The organism is Pseudoalteromonas sp. CO109Y, from assembly GCF_004208935.1.
Taxonomy (GTDB): domain Bacteria; phylum Pseudomonadota; class Gammaproteobacteria; order Enterobacterales; family Alteromonadaceae; genus Pseudoalteromonas; species Pseudoalteromonas shioyasakiensis.
This window is the reverse complement of record NZ_SGPD01000011.1, coordinates 230,153-248,326: the sequence shown is the minus strand read 5'-3', so window position 1 is coordinate 248,326 and position 18,174 is coordinate 230,153. Positions and strand designations below refer to the sequence as shown.

The window sequence follows — 18,174 nt, the reverse complement described above, 5'->3', positions numbered from 1 at the left end:
TTGATCTTAATTAATATTCATAACTAACAACGATTTTGCATAGCGTATGTCGTTTGCTCCATTTTTTTGTTGAATCACCGCAGTTTACGCAATCCATTCAGATTAGTTGTTATAATTTCCCCAATATAGAATAAGTACCGCACTTGAGAGTGATATGTTTGCGAGTTTAGTGTTTTTATCTGCTGCAGTAACTTTAGACAGCCACTTACCCCCACTGTTGCCATGGCAAGGCGATAGTGTGTCTTTAATGCAAGAAAAAGGACCTTTAACCACAGATTTTGAATTAAGCGAAGGCACTTTATCGCCTGATTATGCAGACACTATGGCGTTTGTAGATCGCCTTGTTGCCGCAAACCCAACACAATTCAAAGTAACGACTATTACGACAAGCAGTTCGGGTCGTGCGGTTAAGATGTTAGTGGCGAATGAGCAAGGTTTGTTTGATGCAAAACAACTTGTTGCTGATACAAAACCAACCATCTTCATTCAAGCAGGCATTCACAGTGGTGAAATTGATGGCAAAGACGCCATGTTTATGTTGCTACGCGATATTGCAACAGGTAAACGCCGCGATATTCTGAGCAAAGTCAATATTCTGTTTATTCCTATTTTAAATGTTGATGGTCACGAGCGCAGTAGCCAATACAACCGTATTAATCAGCGTGGCCCGATAGAAATGGGCTTTAGAACGAATGGTCTAAATTTAAATTTAAATCGTGATTACACTAAGCTTGATACACCCGAAGTACGCGGTGTGATGCAGGTTATTAATCAATTTAAGCCAGATTTATACGTGGATGTCCATGTAACCGATGGCGCTGATTACCAATATGATGTTACCTACGGCTATAATCCGGTTTTTTCTAGTGAATCACCAAGTGTGTCACAAGCGTTAGATAATCTATTTAAACCTGTTATTGATGCCAAACTCGAAAAAGCAGGGCATATACCAGGTCCACTGGTTTTTGTAATGGACAAGCGCGAATTTAAAAAAGGTTTAGCGGGGTGGGTGGCAACACCACGTTTTTCAAATGGTTGGGGTGATTTACGTTCATTACCAACAATATTAGTTGAGAACCACTCTTTAAAACCTTATAAGCAGCGCGTATTAGGTACTTATGTATTTATTGATGGTGCTATTGACGCTTTAGCTGCAAACGATAAAGCCCTTAATGAAGCGGTTCAAAAAGAGCTCGATTTTAAACCGACACAATTAGTTGTTGAACGCGGTTATGCTAAAGAGCCAGATACCATCGAATTTAAAGGGATCGCTTATTCAAGAACTGAAAGCGCATTGTCAGGGCAACCTGAAGTTAAATATTTAGGTGAAGCTAAAAACTATGACGCATTACCGGTTTTTTGGCAAAAAGAAGTTAAAAAGACCGTTAACGTTCCTGCTGCGTTTTATATTCCGCCGGCGTACAGCCAATTGGTAAGTAAGCTTAAATTACACGGCGTAGAGGTAACGACGTTGAATGGTTCTGTTTCTGAGCCATTAACCCAAGCAAGCGTTGCTGATTACTCATTTGCAAAAGCACCTTTTGAAGGACGTTTTCGTGTAGAGGCGACATTTGATTACAACACCGTAGAAAATGTCGATATGACCGGCTGGTACAGAGTCTCAACTGAGCAGCCATACTCAGAACTGGCTACACACTTACTACACCCAGAAGCGCCAGATTCATTCTTTGCTTGGGGCGAGTTTAATACTATTTTTCAGCGCACTGAATACGTTGAGAATTACGCTTTAATGCCTTATGCACGACAAATGCTTAAAGAAAAACCTGCATTGGCTTTAGAGTTCGATAAAAAAATTCGTGAAGATAAAAGCTTTGCAAAAGATGCTGATGCTCGCTTGCATTGGCTCTATGAGCGTACACCGTTTTATGATCAAGGCTATTTAAAATACCCAATTTTAATGGCGTTTGAACAGTTACAAAAAGGACAATAACATGAAAGTGATTGCTGTTCCTGTTACTGGCTTTGCGCAAAATTGCCGCATTATCATTTGCGAGCAAACGAATAAAGCGGCCTTGGTTGACCCAGGTGGCGATGCAGACAAACTTCAAGCAGAACTTGCTGCTTTAAATTGCCAATTAGAGGCAATTTACTTAACACATGGTCACTTAGACCATGTGGGCGCTGCAAAGCAACTCGCAGAGCATTTTAGCGTTGATATCATTGGCCCACATTTAGATGATAAATTTTGGTTTGATGCCTTGCCAATGCAAGCGCAAATGTTTGGTTTTGCACCAATTACACCATTTTATCCAACGAAGTGGCTAAATCATGGCGATACAATCACCGTAGGTGAACTTGAACTATCTGTACGCCATTGCCCAGGGCATACGCCTGGTCATGTTGTTTTTTACCACCAAGGTTCAGAACAGGTGATAGTGGGTGACGTGATTTTTCAAGGCTCTGTTGGTCGTACTGACTTCCCGAAAGGGGATAGTGCGCAATTACTCGAATCAATTAAGTCGGAGATTTTATCATTCTCTGATGAAGTTGCTATTTTGCCAGGCCACGGTCCGAATACCACCGTAGGGCATGAGCGAAAAACAAATCCATTTATTAGCGGACGTTTTGGTTAATGCCAACGTGTAACAATAGTTAAGTAGTTTGTAAGTGGAACGGTATAAAATTGCAATTTTTTTGCATAAATAGTAGAAAATAGGCAGACTGATTTTTAAATCAGTTATATAATTTAACCAGTATTTTTACAGAAAAAGAAATAAAATGTCTCTGAACCAAGTAGATCGCCAAATTTTGGCATTATTACAGCAGGATGCTAGCTTATCTACGGCAGAAATTGCCGATAAAGTTGGTTTATCTCAATCTCCATGTTGGCGTCGTATTGCTAAGCTTGAGCAAGATGGCTATATCAAAGGTAAAGTTGCTTTGCTTGACGAGAAAAAGCTTGGCTTTGATATGTTGGTCTATGCCCATGTTCGTCTATCTAACCACGGTAGAACGAATCTAGCTGAGTTTGAGCGTTTAATTATGAGCTATGATGAAGTAACCGAGTGTTACAGCATGGCGGGTACCATGGACTTCATGCTTCGAATTATTTCAAAAGGTATTGAAGGGTATGAGCAGTTTGTTCGTGATAACCTACTAAACCTTGAGTTTGTTCAAGAAGTTCACTCAAATGTGACCATGACATGCGTTAAGCGTAGTACGTCTTTACCTCTTTAATCTTTTTCTACTACGTTTTATTTTTTCGAAAACGGTTAGTGCTTTTAGGTACTAGCCGTTTTGTTGTTAATAATTGTTAACTTTTGCGGATTTTGCTAGAATTCTGCGCCTTGCCGAAATGCATTCACTATAAAGAGGATCTTAATGTTTAACTTACTCAGCAAAGCGCCAAGCTCTGCTAAAAACGATATTCTATCAGGCTTGACCGTTGCGTTGGCATTGGTACCAGAAGCGGTTGCGTTTGCTTTTGTTGCTAATGTTGAGCCTTTGGTTGGTTTATATGCCGCATTTATTGTTGGCTTAATTACGGCTATTTTTGGTGGTCGTCCAGGTATGATTTCTGGTGCTACCGGTGCACTAGCCGTTGTAATGGTAAGTTTAGTTTTAGATCATGGTGTAGAGTATTTATTTGCTACCGTGTTATTGATGGGGATACTGCAAGTACTCGCAGGTATCTTCAAGCTCGGCAAGTTTATTCGCATGGTTCCGCACCCAGTAATGCTGGGCTTTGTAAATGGTCTTGCGATTGTTATTTTCTTAGCTCAACTTGGGCAATTTAAAGTACCAGACGGGATGGGCGGCCAACAGTGGATGGAAGGGCAAGCACTTTATATTATGCTTGGCTTAGTAGCGTTAACTATGGCTATTATTCATTTCTTACCTAAGCTAACCACTGCTGTACCTTCATCGTTAGCTGCCATTGTTACTGTAACAGCGATTGTGATTGGCTTTGATTTAGAAGCGCGCACTGTACTTGATTTCTTAAAAGGAATGACAGGCAATGAGCAAGCAACAATTGCCGGTGGCTTGCCGGAGTTCCATATTCCAATGGTGCCATTTAATCTTGAAACATTAAAAATTATCTTCCCTTATGCGTTAGTTTTAGCGGCAATTGGTTTAATTGAATCGTTATTAACACTGACCTTAATTGACGAAATTACTGAAACCCGTGGTCACAGTAATAAAGAGTGTATTGGTCAAGGCGCTGCAAATATTACCTGTGGTTTCTTTGGTGCAATGGGTGGTTGTGCGATGATTGGTCAATCTATGATCAATATTAATTCAGGTGGTCGCTCACGTTTATCTGGTATTAGTGCAGCATTAATACTGCTAGCATTCATTATTTTTGCAGCCAGCCTCATTGAGATGATCCCACTAGCTGCTTTAGTTGGCGTTATGTTCATGGTTGTACTTGGTACCTTCGAGTGGGCAAGCTTCAAAATGATGAAGCGTGTACCTAAGTCTGATGCTTTTGTTATTGTGCTTGTTTCAGGTGTAACCGTAGTAACAGACCTTGCGATCGCAGTATGTGTGGGTGTCATTGTTTCGGCTTTAGTTTTTGCTTGGCAGCATGCGAAACACATTTACACAAGCAATTACATCGATGAGCAAGGCTCTAAAGTGTATGAGCTTCATGGTCCTTTATTCTTTGGTTCGGTTAAGAACTTTGCCGAGCTATTTGATGTTAAAAATGACCCAGAAGACGTGATCATTGAATTCAAACATAGCCGTGTTGCTGATCACAGTGCGATTGAAGCGATTGACAGTCTTGCAGACAAATACGCAAAAGTGGGTAAGAAACTGCATTTACGTCATTTAAGCCCTGATTGTATTCAACTATTACACAATGCGCGTGATTTAGTTGAAGTGAATGTGATTGAAGATCCAAATTATAAAGTGGCTTCAGATAAACTAGCTTAAAAATAAAGCAGAGAAAAAGCGAAGGCTGTTGTGGCCTTCGCTTTTTTAATGTCTGAAGAATGCGGTAAGGCTATAAAAAATTAAGATAGGCGGCAGTGCTTTGTTCTCGTGACTATCGGTATAATAAAAATAATTATGAAAGGTAATCTGATATTTTGAATTGGCAATCATTAGTTGATAATCGACAACGCTTTTTCTGGGTTTTGCAAATTGCAGGCTGGATAGGTTATGCGTTAGTTAATTATATCGGCTCAAAAGTCTTTGAAATGCGTGATATTTACGTATTTGTTATTGTACTAAACGCTTATGCAGGCTGTTTAATGACAGTACCTTTACGTTATATGTATCGTAAAGTTTGGAATGCCTCACCTTGGGTATTAATGCTTGTCGTTTTTGGTGCTTCCTATGTCACAGGCACATTATGGGCCGTTGTACAAAAATTCAATTTATGGGAAATCTACCGTCACGGTTACCGTCCAAATGAATGGTTTTATTACTTTCAACAAGGGTTAGATTCGGTTTATATCATTCTTTGTTGGAGTGGTTTGTATTTTGGTATTAAGTATTACCAGCTATTGCAAAGTGAGCGACAAAAGGCCCTCAAAGCAACCACTATGGCTCACGAAGCTCAGCTGAAAATGCTGCGCTATCAACTTAATCCGCACTTTTTATTTAATACCCTAAATGCAATCTCAACCTTAATTTTGGTAAAAGAGAACAAAGATGCAAATTTAATGGTGTCAAAATTGAGTGACTTCTTACGATACACACTCAATACAGACCCAATAAAAAAGGTGCCATTAGAGCAAGAAATTCATGCCCTCATGCTGTACTTAGAAATTGAAAAAGTACGCTTTGATGAACGTTTACAAGTTAATGTAGATGTAAGCGAGCAGGCAAAAGAAGCCTTGGTACCAAGCTTGATCCTCCAACCTATTATCGAAAACTCGATAAAGTATGCGATAGCGCAACTAAATGAAGGTGGTGTGATTGATATTAAAGCACAAGTTTTTGCAAATGAACTATTATTGGAAGTAGGCGATAATGGTCCTGGTACTGAGCTTAAAAATGGCCAACTGGTTAATTCTCAAGGCGTTGGCATAGCTAATACACAGGACCGCTTAAAAACACTTTATGAGAACAACTACTCGTTTGTTCTCTCTGACAATACGCCAAGTGGATTAAAAGTTAATCTGCGCGTTCCGTTTGAAAAGGCTGTTAAGAAATGAGCAAAATTAGAACTTTGATCGTTGATGATGAACCGCTAGCAAGAAAAGGCTTAGCAGTTCGACTTTCTGAGTTTGACGATTTAGAAGTCATTCGTTTATGTAGCAATGGTCAAGAAGCAATTGATGAATGCTTATCGGGCAATATTCAATTGGTTTTCTTAGATATTCAAATGCCAAATATGAACGGTTTTGAAGTTGCAAGAGCACTTAGTGAGAGCGTAAATCCATTACCTGCTATTGTGTTTGTAACGGCTTTTGACCAGTTTGCAGTTAAAGCATTCGAGATTCATGCGTTGGATTATATTCTTAAACCAGTCGATGACAACAGACTAAAACAGGCGGTAGAAAAAGTGCATACCTATTTAAAAACGCAACAAGATAACGCCCATAAGAAAAAACTAGCGAGCTTTGTTGCAGGTATTACAGGCAATAATTGCGAAGAAATTTTAAAGAAGTTAGCAACTGGCGATAGCCTTGCTGACCGTCGTTATCCAGAATCATTAGCTGTAAAAGAGCAGGGCGAGATTGTTCGTGTGCCTGTTATTACAATTCAATGGGTTGATGCGGCTGGTGACTATATGTGTCTTCATTGCCAAGATGGGCAAACGCATATCCTTCGTAAAACAATGAAAGAGCTTGAACAAGAGCTTGATCCACAACTATTTGTGAGAGTTCATCGCAGTGCCATTGTTAATACTAAGCAAATTAGCAAACTTGTAACTCAAGTAAGTGGTGAATACCTGTTAGTGTTAGATAATGGCCAAGAACTAAAAGTAAGCCGTAGCTATCGCGATAAAGTGAAAGCAGCGCTCGCGAGCTAATACCAACCCGCAATAATACTTAATCATTTTGAGGGATCAAACCTGTCGCTAACTGCGTTAAAAATTTCTCATTTAGAACAACTAAATAACGAAATTTTTGCCTTGTAATCAACGAGGTTTTATTGCCTCAAAATAGACTACTTAATTAAGCGGATTGGTATAATAGCTATTCAAAATTTAATAAGTTAAAACAAAAAAGGCGCAATTATTAATTGCGCCTTTTTTTATGAAAGTTCGTAACAGATTAAACAGTTACAATCTTCATAGTGTTTGTTGCACCAATAGTTTCCATTGCATCACCGTGAGTTAAAATCACAGTATCACCAGCTACTAGTGAGCCTTGCTCAACAAGCGTGTTTAATGCATCACGTACCATGCTTTCGTCTTCACACTTCGTTGAATCAAAGAATACAGGATAAACACCACGGTAAAGTGCTGTTTGGCCCAGCGTGCTTGGATGACGTGATAATGAATAAATTGGTAAACCAGAGCTGATGCGCGACATCAATTTAGCTGTGCTACCTGATTCAGTCAGAGTCACTATAGCTTTAACAGAATCTAAGTGGTTAGCTGCATACATCGCAGATAATGCAATTGATTCAGCATTTGATGAAAAACGGCTGTCTAAACGGTGCTTAGAAACGTGCGTTTCTTTTTGTGATTCAGCACCTAAACAAACGCGAGCCATAGTCGCTACGGTTTCTTCAGGGTAGTCACCAGCAGCTGTTTCAGCAGATAACATAACTGCATCAGTACCATCTAATACAGCGTTTGCTACGTCCATAACCTCTGCACGTGTTGGCATTGGGTTATCGATCATTGATTCCATCATTTGTGTTGCAGTAACAACAGTACGGTTAAGTGAACGAGCACGGCTAATGATAAGCTTTTGCTTACCAACTAGGGCTGCATCACCAATTTCAACACCTAGGTCACCACGAGCAACCATTACAGCGTCAGAAGCAAGTACGATATCGTCAATTGCTTCAACAGTTTCAACTGCTTCTGCACGTTCGATTTTTGCTAATAGTTGTGCGTTTGAGCCAGCAGCTTCTGCTAAAGAGCGAACATAACGCATGTCATCACCACTGCGTGGGAATGAAACAGCAATATAATCAACACCAATCTCAGTAGCAGTGATTAAATCTTCTTTATCTTTATCAGTGAAAGCAGGGGCTGTTAAACCACCGCCTAAACGGTTGATACCTTTGTTATTTGAAAGTACGCCACCAACAGTAACAGTCGTGTGAACTAGGTCACCGTCAACGTTATCTACTGTTAATTGAATTAATCCGTCGTTTAATAACAGTAAGTCGCCTGTTTTAACGTCGTTAGGTAGCTCTTTATAGTCGATACCTACCGCATTAACGTCGCCTTGGCCTTTTTCCATTTTTGCATCAAGGGTAAATTTTGCGCCAACTTCTAGGTTTACTTTACCGTCTTTAAACGTTGATACACGAATTTTAGGACCTTGTAAGTCAGCAAGGATAGCAACGTGTTTGCCTAAACGCTTAGCAATGCTGCGTACCGCTTCTGCACGGTCTTTGTGATCTTGTGCTACGCCATGTGAGAAGTTCAAACGAACCACATTTGCACCTGCACGAATAATTTTTTCTAGGTTGTTATCGCGATCGGTTGCTGGTCCAAGGGTCGCAACAATTTTTGTGCGTCTTAGCATCAAATTCTCCTGTGCGCTCAAATATATTAAGCGAATTGATGGTTATCTATTAAAATGTCGTGCTATAAACCTTTAATATAGGCTTATACATAAGCACAATGTAGAACTCATAAGTAAAAAATGATTGTTTTTACTTATGAGAATCTGGCTCTTTGTATTAATTATAGAGTATACAAAGGGTGAATGACGTTATTATGACACCGGTGTCAGGTAGCGTCAATACACATACCTTTTTAAAGGGTATTATAAAAATCTGGTCCGATGCCTTGGTTATTTTGATATACTGAGGGCAACGTCGCTTCATGATTTCGATGATTTATCTCAAGTTGGCTGTCAAGCTCGCATTTTTGGGCTGCTTGGGTATAATGCGCGCGTAATTATTTTGATTAACTAACCAATAGTTGTTACCGAGGAGGACACTAAATGCAAGTTGCATTAGTAGGGTTAGGCGTTATGGGTAAAAATCTTGCCCTCAACCTGATTGAAAAAGGGCTGACATTAGTAGCTTATGATAAAAACCCAGATGCGGGTGCCGAGTTACTAAGCTGTGCGAAAGCACTAGGTTTGGCAGACCGTTTACATATTGTGTCTGATTTAAATGATATGGTTAGACGCTTAGAGCCGCCTCGTTCGATTCTTCTTTTAGTTCCTGCTGGTGAATTGGTTGATAAAGTATGTACAGAGCTTGCAGAAGCAGGTGTTGACTGTGATGACATTATCGTAGATTGCGGCAACAGTAACTACAAAGATGGCATTAGCCGTAAACTTAAATATCAAAACAAATTTGAATTTGCCACTATGGGTATTTCTGGCGGTGCAGAAGGCGCACGTCACGGTCCTGCAATGATGGCAAGTGGTTCAGAAGGCGGCTGGGAGCGTGTTGAGCCGTGGTTTGAAAAAGTAGCGGCAAGCTACAAAGGTGAGTCGTGTTTTGCACGTGTAGGCCAATCTGCAAGTGGTCACTTTGTGAAAATGGTGCATAACGGTATCGAATATGCGTTAATGCAATTAATTGCAGAAATGTATCAACTATTACGTTTAGGTACTAATCGTTCACCAAAAGAAGTGGCTGACATTTTCAATGAATGGTCTGAAGGCACTTTAAATAGCTACTTATTGTCAATTTCAAGCCATATCTTAAGCCTTGAAACGACAGAAGGTGAGCCGCTAGTTGATTTAATCGACAATAAAGTTGGCGCGAAAGGTACAGGTTTATGGACTGCACAAAATGCCTTAGAGCTTGGTATTGCAGTGCCATCACTAGTTGCAGCTGTTCAAGCACGTCACTTAACAAATACTTGTGATACGCATGCTGCTAAAGAAATGACTTACGCTGCTAAAGCAACTGATACCGTTGATTTAGACTTAGCAGAGCTAAAAGATGCATTCACATTGGCAAGTTTACTTGCTTACCGTCAAGGTTTAGCGCTTATCAAAGGTGCGTCTCGTGCTCATCAGTGGAAAGTAGATCTTTCTAAAACGCTACAAACGTGGCGCGCAGGTTGTATCATCCGTGCTGATTACTTAGACAATGTAGCTGAAGGTGTAGAATTTATTGATTCTATGCAGCGTGAATCAGCAGCATTACGTAAGGTAACGGGTGCAGCAGTTGCATCTGGTCTTGCATTCCCAGTGTTAACTGCAACGCAAACTTACATTGCGACGTTAACAACACCAAGTAATGGTCACCTTGTTCAAGCACAACGTGACTACTTCGGTGAGCATGGTATTAAAACTCATAGTGGTGAGATTTGCCATTTAACAGACTTAGTTGAGATTGACGAAAAAGTTCGTTAATTATCAAAAAGCATAAAAAAGGCACCAATTGGTGCCTTTTTTGTATTTGCTGTATTAACGACTTAGCTCACCGCGCAGGTTGTCTTGCATCAAGTGACGAATTGTTTCTACTTCTAGCTTTTGACTAAATAAGTAGTGTAACTTGGTCAAACAGGCTTCTAATGTCATATCGTAGCCACTGATCACACCACAATTTAATAAGGCATTACCGGTTGCATAACCGCCCATATTAACTTGGCCTTTTAAGCACTGCGTTAGATTAACAATTACCATACCGCGTTTACTTGCATCATTAAGAATATCTAAGAACGCCGGATCTTGCGGGGCATTACCCACGCCAAAACTTAATAACACAAGTGCTTTGATGTCGTCATTAACTAAACTTTTAACCACTTTTGGACTGATCCCAGGATAGAGATAAAGCACACCAATTGGCTGTGGTGTAATATTTGACACCTGTAGTTCGTTATCAACATAAGGGCTTAATTGCCCTTTGATCAGTTGAATATTAATTCCAGACAGTGCTAATGGTTCAAGGTTCGGTGATGCAAAGGCATCAAAGCCATCAGCATGGGCTTTTGTTGCACGGTTACCGCGGAATAATTGGTTATTAAAAAACAGGCTTACTTCAGCAATTGGGTAATTAGCGGCTAAATACATGGCATTAAGTAAGTTTACTTGGCCATCAGAACGAAGTTGCGACAATGGAATTTGTGAGCCTGTCACAATCACAGGTTTTGTTAGGTTTTCGAACATGAAAGACAAAGCAGAAGCTGTGTAGGCCATGGTATCGGTACCATGCAAAACCACAAAGCCATCATAGTCTTGGTATTTACTCTTAATATCGTCAGCAATTAATTGCCAGTGGGCAGGGGACATATCTGAAGAATCAATGAGCGGGCAATATTCGTGAATATCAAACAAAGGCATTTCATCACGATTAAACTCTGCATTATTGACCACTGTTTCGGTTAAAAAACCTTCTGCCGGAACATAGCCACGGCTCGATTTTTTCATACCGATAGTACCACCCGTATAGGCGATATATATACGTTTACGTTTCATAAAAAAAGCCCAGTTAAATAACTGGGCTTAGTATACCTAAAATCGCTTAGCTAAGTAACTTATTGAATTACATTACACACTAAACAACGAGCGTAAACGCCTTGTGGATCGTTGTAATCTTTTAGGTTATCAATTTCACTACTTAACTGATTAATAAGGCTTTGTAAGTTGGCTTGTGTTGCTAGTACTGATTGTGATGAATCAGACTTAGCAAAGAAGCTCTTAACAGCCGCAGTACCAAAGATATCTTGTAGCATTTGCTCTTGTGGTGTTAGCGACTGCTTGATGGTTTTAACATCATAATGATTAAGCTTAGCAAGCTCAGCTGCTGCCTTAATTGCATCTTGCTTATCACCAAGTTTATCAACTAAACCTAGTTCTTTTGCTTGAGTTGCAATCCATACACGGCCTTGGGCAATTTTATCAACTTGCTCAGGGGTCATGTTACGCGCTTCAGCCACTACATTTAAAAAACGTTTGTATGCATTTTCAACGCTCATTTGAATGATATCTGACATCTTCTCATCAAGTGGGCGTGCAATAGAGAAGCCAGCAAGGTCTGTTGTAGCAACGCCATCTGAGTAAATACCTAATTCAGCCATTGTGTTTTCAAATGTCATGAAAGTACCGAATACACCGATTGAACCTGTAATTGTGCTAGGGGCTGCCCAAATTTCATTGGCTGCAGATGCAATCCAGTAACCACCTGATGCTGCCACTGAGCTCATTGAAGCGATAACCGGTTTACCCGCTGCCTTAAGAGCTAATACTTCAGCACGGATAACTTCAGAAGCAAACATACTACCACCACCTGAATCGATGCGTAGTACTACGGCTTTTACTTTGTCGTCAAGACGCGCTTTGCGAAGTAGGGCTGCTGTAGAGTCACCACCAATTTCACCTGCTTTACGCTCGCCATCAACAATGGTGCCTTTCGCAACAACCACAGCTACTTTTTCAGTGATTGGGTTATCGAACTCAACAGGCGGTTTTACCAGCGATAAATACTCACGGAAGCTTACTTGCTTAAAGGTTTTGCCTGTTTCTTCTGCACCAACTAACTCAATAAGCTGTTGGCGAATTTGTTGTGAGGTTTTTAAAGAATCAACCCACTGATTATTTAACGCGTACTGACCCGAGTTACCGTCAACTGCTTGCATTTTTGCAAGGTAAACATCCATATCTTCATCGAAATTACTTTCATCGAATGGACGGCTTGCAGCAACGTCAGTTTTATACTCGTTCCAAAGTGCAGTTAACCAAACGCTATTCGCTTCTTTTGCCGCATCTGACATGTCATTACGAATAAATGGCTCAACCGCTGACTTGTAAGTACCCACACGGAAAATATGTTGAGTTACTTTTAATTTTTCAAGCGCATCTTTGAAGTAAAGCGGGAACATACCGTAGCCTTCAATGCTCACACCACCATAAGGGTGCATAGACACTTCATTTGCGTGGGCTGCAATATAGTATTGAGCTTGTGTATAGTAATAGCCTGTTGCGATAACTTGCTTGCCTGCATCTTTAAAGGCATCAATTGCTTTGGTTATTTGTTTTAGCTTATTGATGTGTGCACTTGGCATTTTTTGTAGATCAAGAAGCATTACACTGATGCGATCATCTTTAGTTGCTTGGTTGATCACTTCAACAACATCATCAAGAAGAATTTCTGATGGTGCTTCTTTACCCATAGTTGCATCGTTGATTGCTGCTTCTACAGGATCAACATACGTTTTTTCTTCAACAATAGGGCCATTTAAGTTTAGGCGTAGCACGGTTCCGTCTGCTACTTTTACTTGGTCTTCTTCACCTGTGATGGCAACAAAGAAGAGTATTACTAGTAATAGAAATAATATGTTTAGGACCAAACGGCGGGAGAAATTAATCCCGGTCCAAATGCCTTTAAATATCTTTGCTAGCAAAATAAATCCTTAATTCAGTACAGCTTAGTAGTGATCTCATCTTAGCTTAGAATAACTTTAAAATTAACTGTTAAATAGTAACAGAGTGTTTAAAACGACAATTTGCTACAGAATAATTACCAGTGAAAAGTTGATTATTCTAAGTTATTGCCGCAGAATCTATTTCAAATAGAGGTTCGACCAGTTAACGGGGCACACAATGTTAGAACAAAAATTACAATTACCGCATACCGAACTTCGTAATCGTTTGGTTATGGGCTCAATGCATACCGGCTTAGAAGAAGGCTGGCATAACCGTAAACGCTTACGTGCATTCTACGAAGCACGTGCCAAAGGCGGCACGGGTTTAATCATTACAGGTGGTTATAGCCCAAATATTCGTGGCAAGCTATCTCCGTTCGCATCAACATTTAACTCATTTTATGATGTGATCAAACACAAAGCATATACTGATGCAGTGCATCAGCATGGCGGAAAAATTTGCTTACAATTATTGCACGCAGGTCGCTATGCTTATCATCCATTCAATCAAGCGCCAAGCTCAATTCAGGCACCTATTAATCCGTATAAACCTAAAGAAATGTCGTTAGGTTCAATTAAAAAAACCATCAAAGACTTTGCTAACTCTGCAAAATTGGCTGAAAAAGCAGGTTATGACGGTGTTGAAATCATGGGTTCTGAAGGTTATTTGATTAATGAATTCATGGCTAACCACACTAATAAAAGAACAGACAACTATGGCGGTAGTTTAGAAAACCGCATGCGCTTGGCGGTAGATATTGTTAAAGCTGTACGCGCTAAAGTAAGTCAAAAGTTTATTATTGTATTTCGTTTGTCTGTGATGGATTTAATTCCTAATGGATCAACGCCTGATGAAGTAAAACAACAAGCCCTAGCACTTGAACAAGCAGGCGTTGATATCTTTAACACCGGTATTGGTTGGCACGAAGCTCGTGTACCAACGATTGCCAGTATGGTACCACCAGGTGCATTTAAAGAAGCATCAAAACGCTTGAAAGAAACGGTGTCTGTGCCTGTTATCGCGGTCAACCGTATTAATACTCCAGAAATTGCCAATGGAATTTTAGAAGCAGGCGAGTCTGATTTAATTTCGATGGCACGTCCTTTATTAGCAGACCCTGAGTTTTTCAATAAATACGTTAATAATAAGTCTGAGCAAATCAATATTTGTATTGGTTGTAATCAGGGCTGTTTAGACCATGTGTTTAAAAACAAACGTGCAACCTGTTTGGTTAACCCACAAGCGGCTTTTGAGTTAGATTATAGTCTTGAAAAAGCACCATCGTCTCGATTAGTACTGGTTGTAGGGGCTGGCCCTGCTGGCCTTGCTGCAAGTTGTTACTTAGCAGAGAAAGGTCATAAAGTGACTTTAATTGAACGTAAAGAACAAATGGGTGGCCAATTTAATTTAGCCATGCAAGTGCCGGGTAAAGAAGACTTTAACCATACCCTTAACTACTTTACTAATGAATTAAAGCGTTTAAATGTCGATTTACAGCTCGGTACTGAGTTTACTGACAATATGCTCAATCAATACGATGATGTGGTTTTTGCAACAGGCGTACGTCCGCGTGAAGCCAAAATAGAATGCAGTGATGGCAAACGTGTATTCGCTTATGATGAAGTAATTCGTGGTGAAGTAGAACTAGGCGAGAAAATTGCGATTCTAGGTGCCGGTGGTATCGGTTTTGATATGGTTGCCTTTTTAAGTGAACACAAAGGCCAAACAATTGAGCAATTCAAAACTCAATGGGGTATTGAATGCGAAGCTGCGCCTGAAAAAGACAATCGCCAAATTTACATGCTGAAGCGAAGTGCAGGGCGCTTTGGTAGTGAACTGGGTAAAACAACGGGGTGGATCCATCGTCAAGTTGCTAAACAACACGGTGTTAAACAAATAGCTGAGTGTCAGTATCTAAGCTTTGATAAGCAAGGTTTGAAAATTACTGTAAAAGGTGAAGAGCAAATCCTCGATGTTGATACTGTGATTGCCTGTATTGGTCAGGTGTCAAATACTGAAACGTTCGACAATCAAACCGAAAACGCGAAAGTACACGTTATTGGTGGCGCAAAACTAGCTGCTGCTATTGATGCAAAACGTGCGATTTTTGAAGCGCTACAAGTTGCTCGTAAAATTTAATTGAAAGTAAACTAGAAAACGTGCGGTCTGTGTGATTAATCTATTTAGTCACGAGACCGCTATGTTGAACACACACCTAATACCCCTTTACCATCGCATTTTAAATAAACTGCAGTTTTTAGACGGGCTACCGAGTCTATTAATTCGCTTGATCTTAGCACCAGTGATGATCATTGCCGGCTTTAATAAACTAGCTTTAAGCGGTGATGTAACTCATTTTTATCAATACTTTTTAGCATCAGATGATATTGTTGCTTGGTTTGGAAATAGTGACTGGGGTTTAGGCCTACCAATGCCCTCTGTATTAGCCTTTTTAGCTGCATGGACTGAGTTTTTAGGGGGGATCTTTATATTATTGGGTGTATTTACTCGTTTAACAGCTATTCCTTTGATGATCACCATGCTGGTTGCAGCGACAACAGTACATGCCAGTAATGGCTGGTTTGCTGTAACACCCACAGATGCCAGTACCAGCCCTGCGAGAGTACTGAATTGGCTAGCAATACCAGGAAGTGAAGCCAGTTTAGTTAATTCCAGTGAAGCCAGTGAGCGATTAACGAAAATGCGCGAGTTGCTAGAAACGCATGGTTATACAGAGTACCTCTATGCGAAAGGAAAACCTGTGATTTTAAATAATGGTATTGAGTTTTCCGCAATATACTTTGTTATGCTCTTAAGTTTATTTTTTGTAGGGGGCGGTCGTTACGTTAGTTTAGATTATTGGTTAACTAGAAAAGCATCGAATAGCTTTATTGCTATTAAAGATAAATGATAAGCTTGGGTTTTCTGCCCCGATTATTCAGGGGAATCGTACTTAAGCATTTACGGAATATTCATGGACGCTTTAACGCTATTACAAACTCGACAATCAGATCCTCGCCTTACCGCACCAGGACCAACTGCAGAACAACTTGAAATTATTAAGCGAGCGGCCATAAAAGTGCCTGATCATGGCTGTATTGCGCCTTGGCGGTTTATTGTGGTTGAAGGCGAAGCTCGTAATAAATTAGGCGATATCTACCATCAAGCCGCAGTCGCTGAAAATCAAGATGAAAGAACCATTGAGCGCGCTAAAGAGCTACCGCTGCGTTCGCCTATGATGATCATTGCCATTGCTGATGTAACTGAAAACCCAAAAGTGCCACGTATTGAACAAGTACAAAGTGCAGGCTGCGCTGTACTTGCAATGCAACAAGCGGCCTTTGCGCAAGGTTTAGGGGGCATTTGGCGCACAGGTTATTTTGCACAGAGCCCTGCTGTTAAAGCGGCACTAGGTTGTAAAGAACAAGATGAGATAGTTGGCTACTTATATCTAGGTACACCAGAAGTAGACATTAAAAAACCAATCAGACACAAGCCAGAGACGTTTTTTGAGAATTTATAAATATTAGGAACTTTTTTGCAGTTAAGCAGTCAGACACTATTAAGCTTACTTATGTTAGTTTTTTTAGATTTAGCTTAGCTGTAAGAAGCGCACGGATGCAAAAAACGAAATAATTCTTCTTCAGTGTGTTTTTTAATCGGTTATTTTTTGTTAACGTATGGATAGTCTTAAAAAAATAACGATAAAGAAGACGAGAACGATGGGAAACTTATTTTTACGTGAAAAAGAAAATTGGTTCGCTTGGTCAATTTGGGGCTTAGTTGGCGCCGTGTTCACTTTTTTTGTTGCCATGTCTACGAAGCAACCTCATTACCTTGGCTTGTCTGCTGTAGTGGTATTACTCCTACTGACTTGGTGGATGCAAAGCACTAAACGTTTCGATTTCGGCCGCGCTTTTAAAATTTGTTGCTACGTTTTAACGATCACCTGCTTACCAGCCTTTGCATTAGTCATTATACCTAGCTATAACCTCAATAAAATTGACGTAATAGTGCAGGGTTCAGGCTTTGCAATTGTTAGTTTAATTGTTTGTTTAGTTTGCTCTTTAATCGCAAAGCGCCCTAAGCAGTACTATTAAAATTACTTTTTTAAAGTTTTTTACATTAAAGGCTTTACAACGAACGCAGTAAACACTATTATGCGCGCCGTACGGAGAGATGGCAGAGTGGTCGAATGCACCGGTCTTGAAAACCGGCAGGGGTTTGTAGCCCCTCTAGGGTTCAAATCCCTATCTCTCCACCATTATTTAGAAAAACCGCCTTCATGGCGGTTTTTTGCTATCTGGAGAAAAGTAATGTCAGCAAGCGAGTCTTCTTCTACACTAATGCGCATTGTTAAACATGTTCTGCTTTGGTGTATCTTTTCTTATTTTTATCACAGCGGGATCAATGTACTTGTAGCTATGGCCCATGATGCGCAGCCTGATTACGGGCTAATATCTTCAATCGCTTATGGTATTGGCTTTAATGTGTTAGTAGGGCACCTTATTGGCAAATACGACAAGCATTGGCCTGTCATTGCTGCATGTGTGATTTCGACTGTGGGTCTTATTGCCGTGCCTTTAGTTATGTTAGGCAAAGATGGTTTAATGAGCGGCTTTTTTATTGCTTCGATGATCGCTACATTACCTGTTGCGACATTTGTAATTGATAAAATAAAGCAGCGAATTAGTGCAAACACTGAGCAAACGCAGTAAAACTAGGCGATATTCGTTGT

At 40.2% G+C, this 18,174-nt stretch carries 15 protein-coding genes and 1 tRNA gene; 13 read left to right on the top strand and 3 right to left on the bottom strand.

The genetic code is table 11. From position 1 onward, the window contains the following. The first annotated feature begins 154 nt into the window (after window positions 1-154). The 6 genes from EXT43_RS03960 to EXT43_RS03935 all read left to right on the top strand — a co-directional run bounded on the left by EXT43_RS03960 (window position 155) and on the right by EXT43_RS03935 (window position 6,949). Entirely contained in the window at window positions 155-1,951 is a 1,797-nt protein-coding gene (locus EXT43_RS03960; RefSeq protein WP_130166381.1) for a M14 family metallopeptidase, read from the top strand. A 1-nt stretch (window position 1,952) separates the two neighbouring features. Further along, window positions 1,953-2,594 carry an MBL fold metallo-hydrolase gene (locus tag EXT43_RS03955; RefSeq protein ID WP_062565306.1) on the top strand — a complete coding sequence of 214 codons (642 nt, stop codon included), beginning with the start codon at window positions 1,953-1,955 and terminating at the stop codon, window positions 2,592-2,594. A 145-nt stretch (window positions 2,595-2,739) separates the two neighbouring features. Continuing rightward, window positions 2,740-3,198 (top strand): Lrp/AsnC family transcriptional regulator, encoded by a 459-nt coding sequence (locus EXT43_RS03950; protein ID WP_036968198.1) that lies wholly within the window; start codon window positions 2,740-2,742, stop codon window positions 3,196-3,198. Between the two features lie 144 nt (window positions 3,199-3,342). Then, window positions 3,343-4,899, top strand: coding sequence for a SulP family inorganic anion transporter (locus EXT43_RS03945; protein WP_062565307.1), 1,557 nt, complete (start codon window positions 3,343-3,345; stop codon window positions 4,897-4,899). A 155-nt stretch (window positions 4,900-5,054) separates the two neighbouring features. Further along, window positions 5,055-6,128 carry a histidine kinase gene (locus EXT43_RS03940; RefSeq protein ID WP_054554884.1) on the top strand — a complete coding sequence of 358 codons (1,074 nt, stop codon included), beginning with the start codon at window positions 5,055-5,057 and terminating at the stop codon, window positions 6,126-6,128. Beyond that, window positions 6,125-6,949: a LytTR family DNA-binding domain-containing protein gene (locus tag EXT43_RS03935; RefSeq protein ID WP_054554883.1), complete on the top strand. Its 825-nt coding sequence runs from the start codon at window positions 6,125-6,127 to the stop codon at window positions 6,947-6,949. The genes EXT43_RS03940 and EXT43_RS03935 overlap by 4 nt, the downstream gene beginning before the upstream one ends. A 244-nt stretch (window positions 6,950-7,193) precedes the next feature. On the opposite strand, the gene pyk is transcribed toward EXT43_RS03935, so the two are convergent. Then, window positions 7,194-8,627, bottom strand: coding sequence for a pyruvate kinase (gene pyk, locus EXT43_RS03930; RefSeq protein WP_062565308.1), 1,434 nt, complete (start codon window positions 8,625-8,627; stop codon window positions 7,194-7,196). A 423-nt stretch (window positions 8,628-9,050) separates the two neighbouring features. Here pyk and gndA point away from each other — a divergent pair, with 423 nt between their 5' ends. Further along, window positions 9,051-10,424 (top strand): NADP-dependent phosphogluconate dehydrogenase, encoded by a 1,374-nt coding sequence (gene gndA, locus EXT43_RS03925; protein WP_054553937.1) that lies wholly within the window; start codon window positions 9,051-9,053, stop codon window positions 10,422-10,424. Between the two features lie 54 nt (window positions 10,425-10,478). Here gndA and ansA read toward each other — a convergent pair whose 3' ends face one another. Both ansA and sppA read right to left on the bottom strand, forming a co-directional pair. Further along, on the bottom strand, window positions 10,479-11,489 hold the full coding sequence (gene ansA / locus EXT43_RS03920; protein ID WP_054561413.1) for an asparaginase: 1,011 nt from the start codon (window positions 11,487-11,489) through the stop codon (window positions 10,479-10,481). Window positions 11,490-11,548: 59 nt separating this feature from the next. Beyond that, window positions 11,549-13,414, bottom strand: a complete 1,866-nt coding sequence (sppA, locus tag EXT43_RS03915; protein ID WP_063528446.1) for a signal peptide peptidase SppA — start codon at window positions 13,412-13,414, stop codon at window positions 11,549-11,551. A gap of 199 nt (window positions 13,415-13,613) precedes the next feature. Here sppA and EXT43_RS03910 point away from each other — a divergent pair, with 199 nt between their 5' ends. The 6 genes from EXT43_RS03910 (at window position 13,614) to EXT43_RS03885 (ending at window position 18,154) form a co-directional block, all read left to right on the top strand. After that, the gene (locus tag EXT43_RS03910; protein ID WP_130166380.1) at window positions 13,614-15,575 is read left to right on the top strand and encodes an NADPH-dependent 2,4-dienoyl-CoA reductase; all 1,962 of its coding nucleotides are present in this window, start codon (window positions 13,614-13,616) and stop codon (window positions 15,573-15,575) included. Window positions 15,576-15,636: 61 nt separating this feature from the next. Then, window positions 15,637-16,347 carry a DoxX family protein gene (locus EXT43_RS03905; protein WP_130166379.1) on the top strand — a complete coding sequence of 237 codons (711 nt, stop codon included), beginning with the start codon at window positions 15,637-15,639 and terminating at the stop codon, window positions 16,345-16,347. 63 nt (window positions 16,348-16,410) lie between these two features. Further along, window positions 16,411-16,959 carry an NAD(P)H nitroreductase gene (locus tag EXT43_RS03900; protein ID WP_130166378.1) on the top strand — a complete coding sequence of 183 codons (549 nt, stop codon included), beginning with the start codon at window positions 16,411-16,413 and terminating at the stop codon, window positions 16,957-16,959. A 199-nt stretch (window positions 16,960-17,158) separates the two neighbouring features. After that, entirely contained in the window at window positions 17,159-17,536 is a 378-nt protein-coding gene (locus tag EXT43_RS03895; protein ID WP_130166377.1) for a hypothetical protein, read from the top strand. 73 nt (window positions 17,537-17,609) lie between these two features. Beyond that, window positions 17,610-17,700 (top strand) — tRNA-Ser (locus tag EXT43_RS03890). A 52-nt stretch (window positions 17,701-17,752) separates the two neighbouring features. After that, window positions 17,753-18,154, top strand: coding sequence for a hypothetical protein (locus tag EXT43_RS03885; RefSeq protein ID WP_130166376.1), 402 nt, complete (start codon window positions 17,753-17,755; stop codon window positions 18,152-18,154). The last annotated feature ends 20 nt before the right edge of the window (window positions 18,155-18,174 follow it).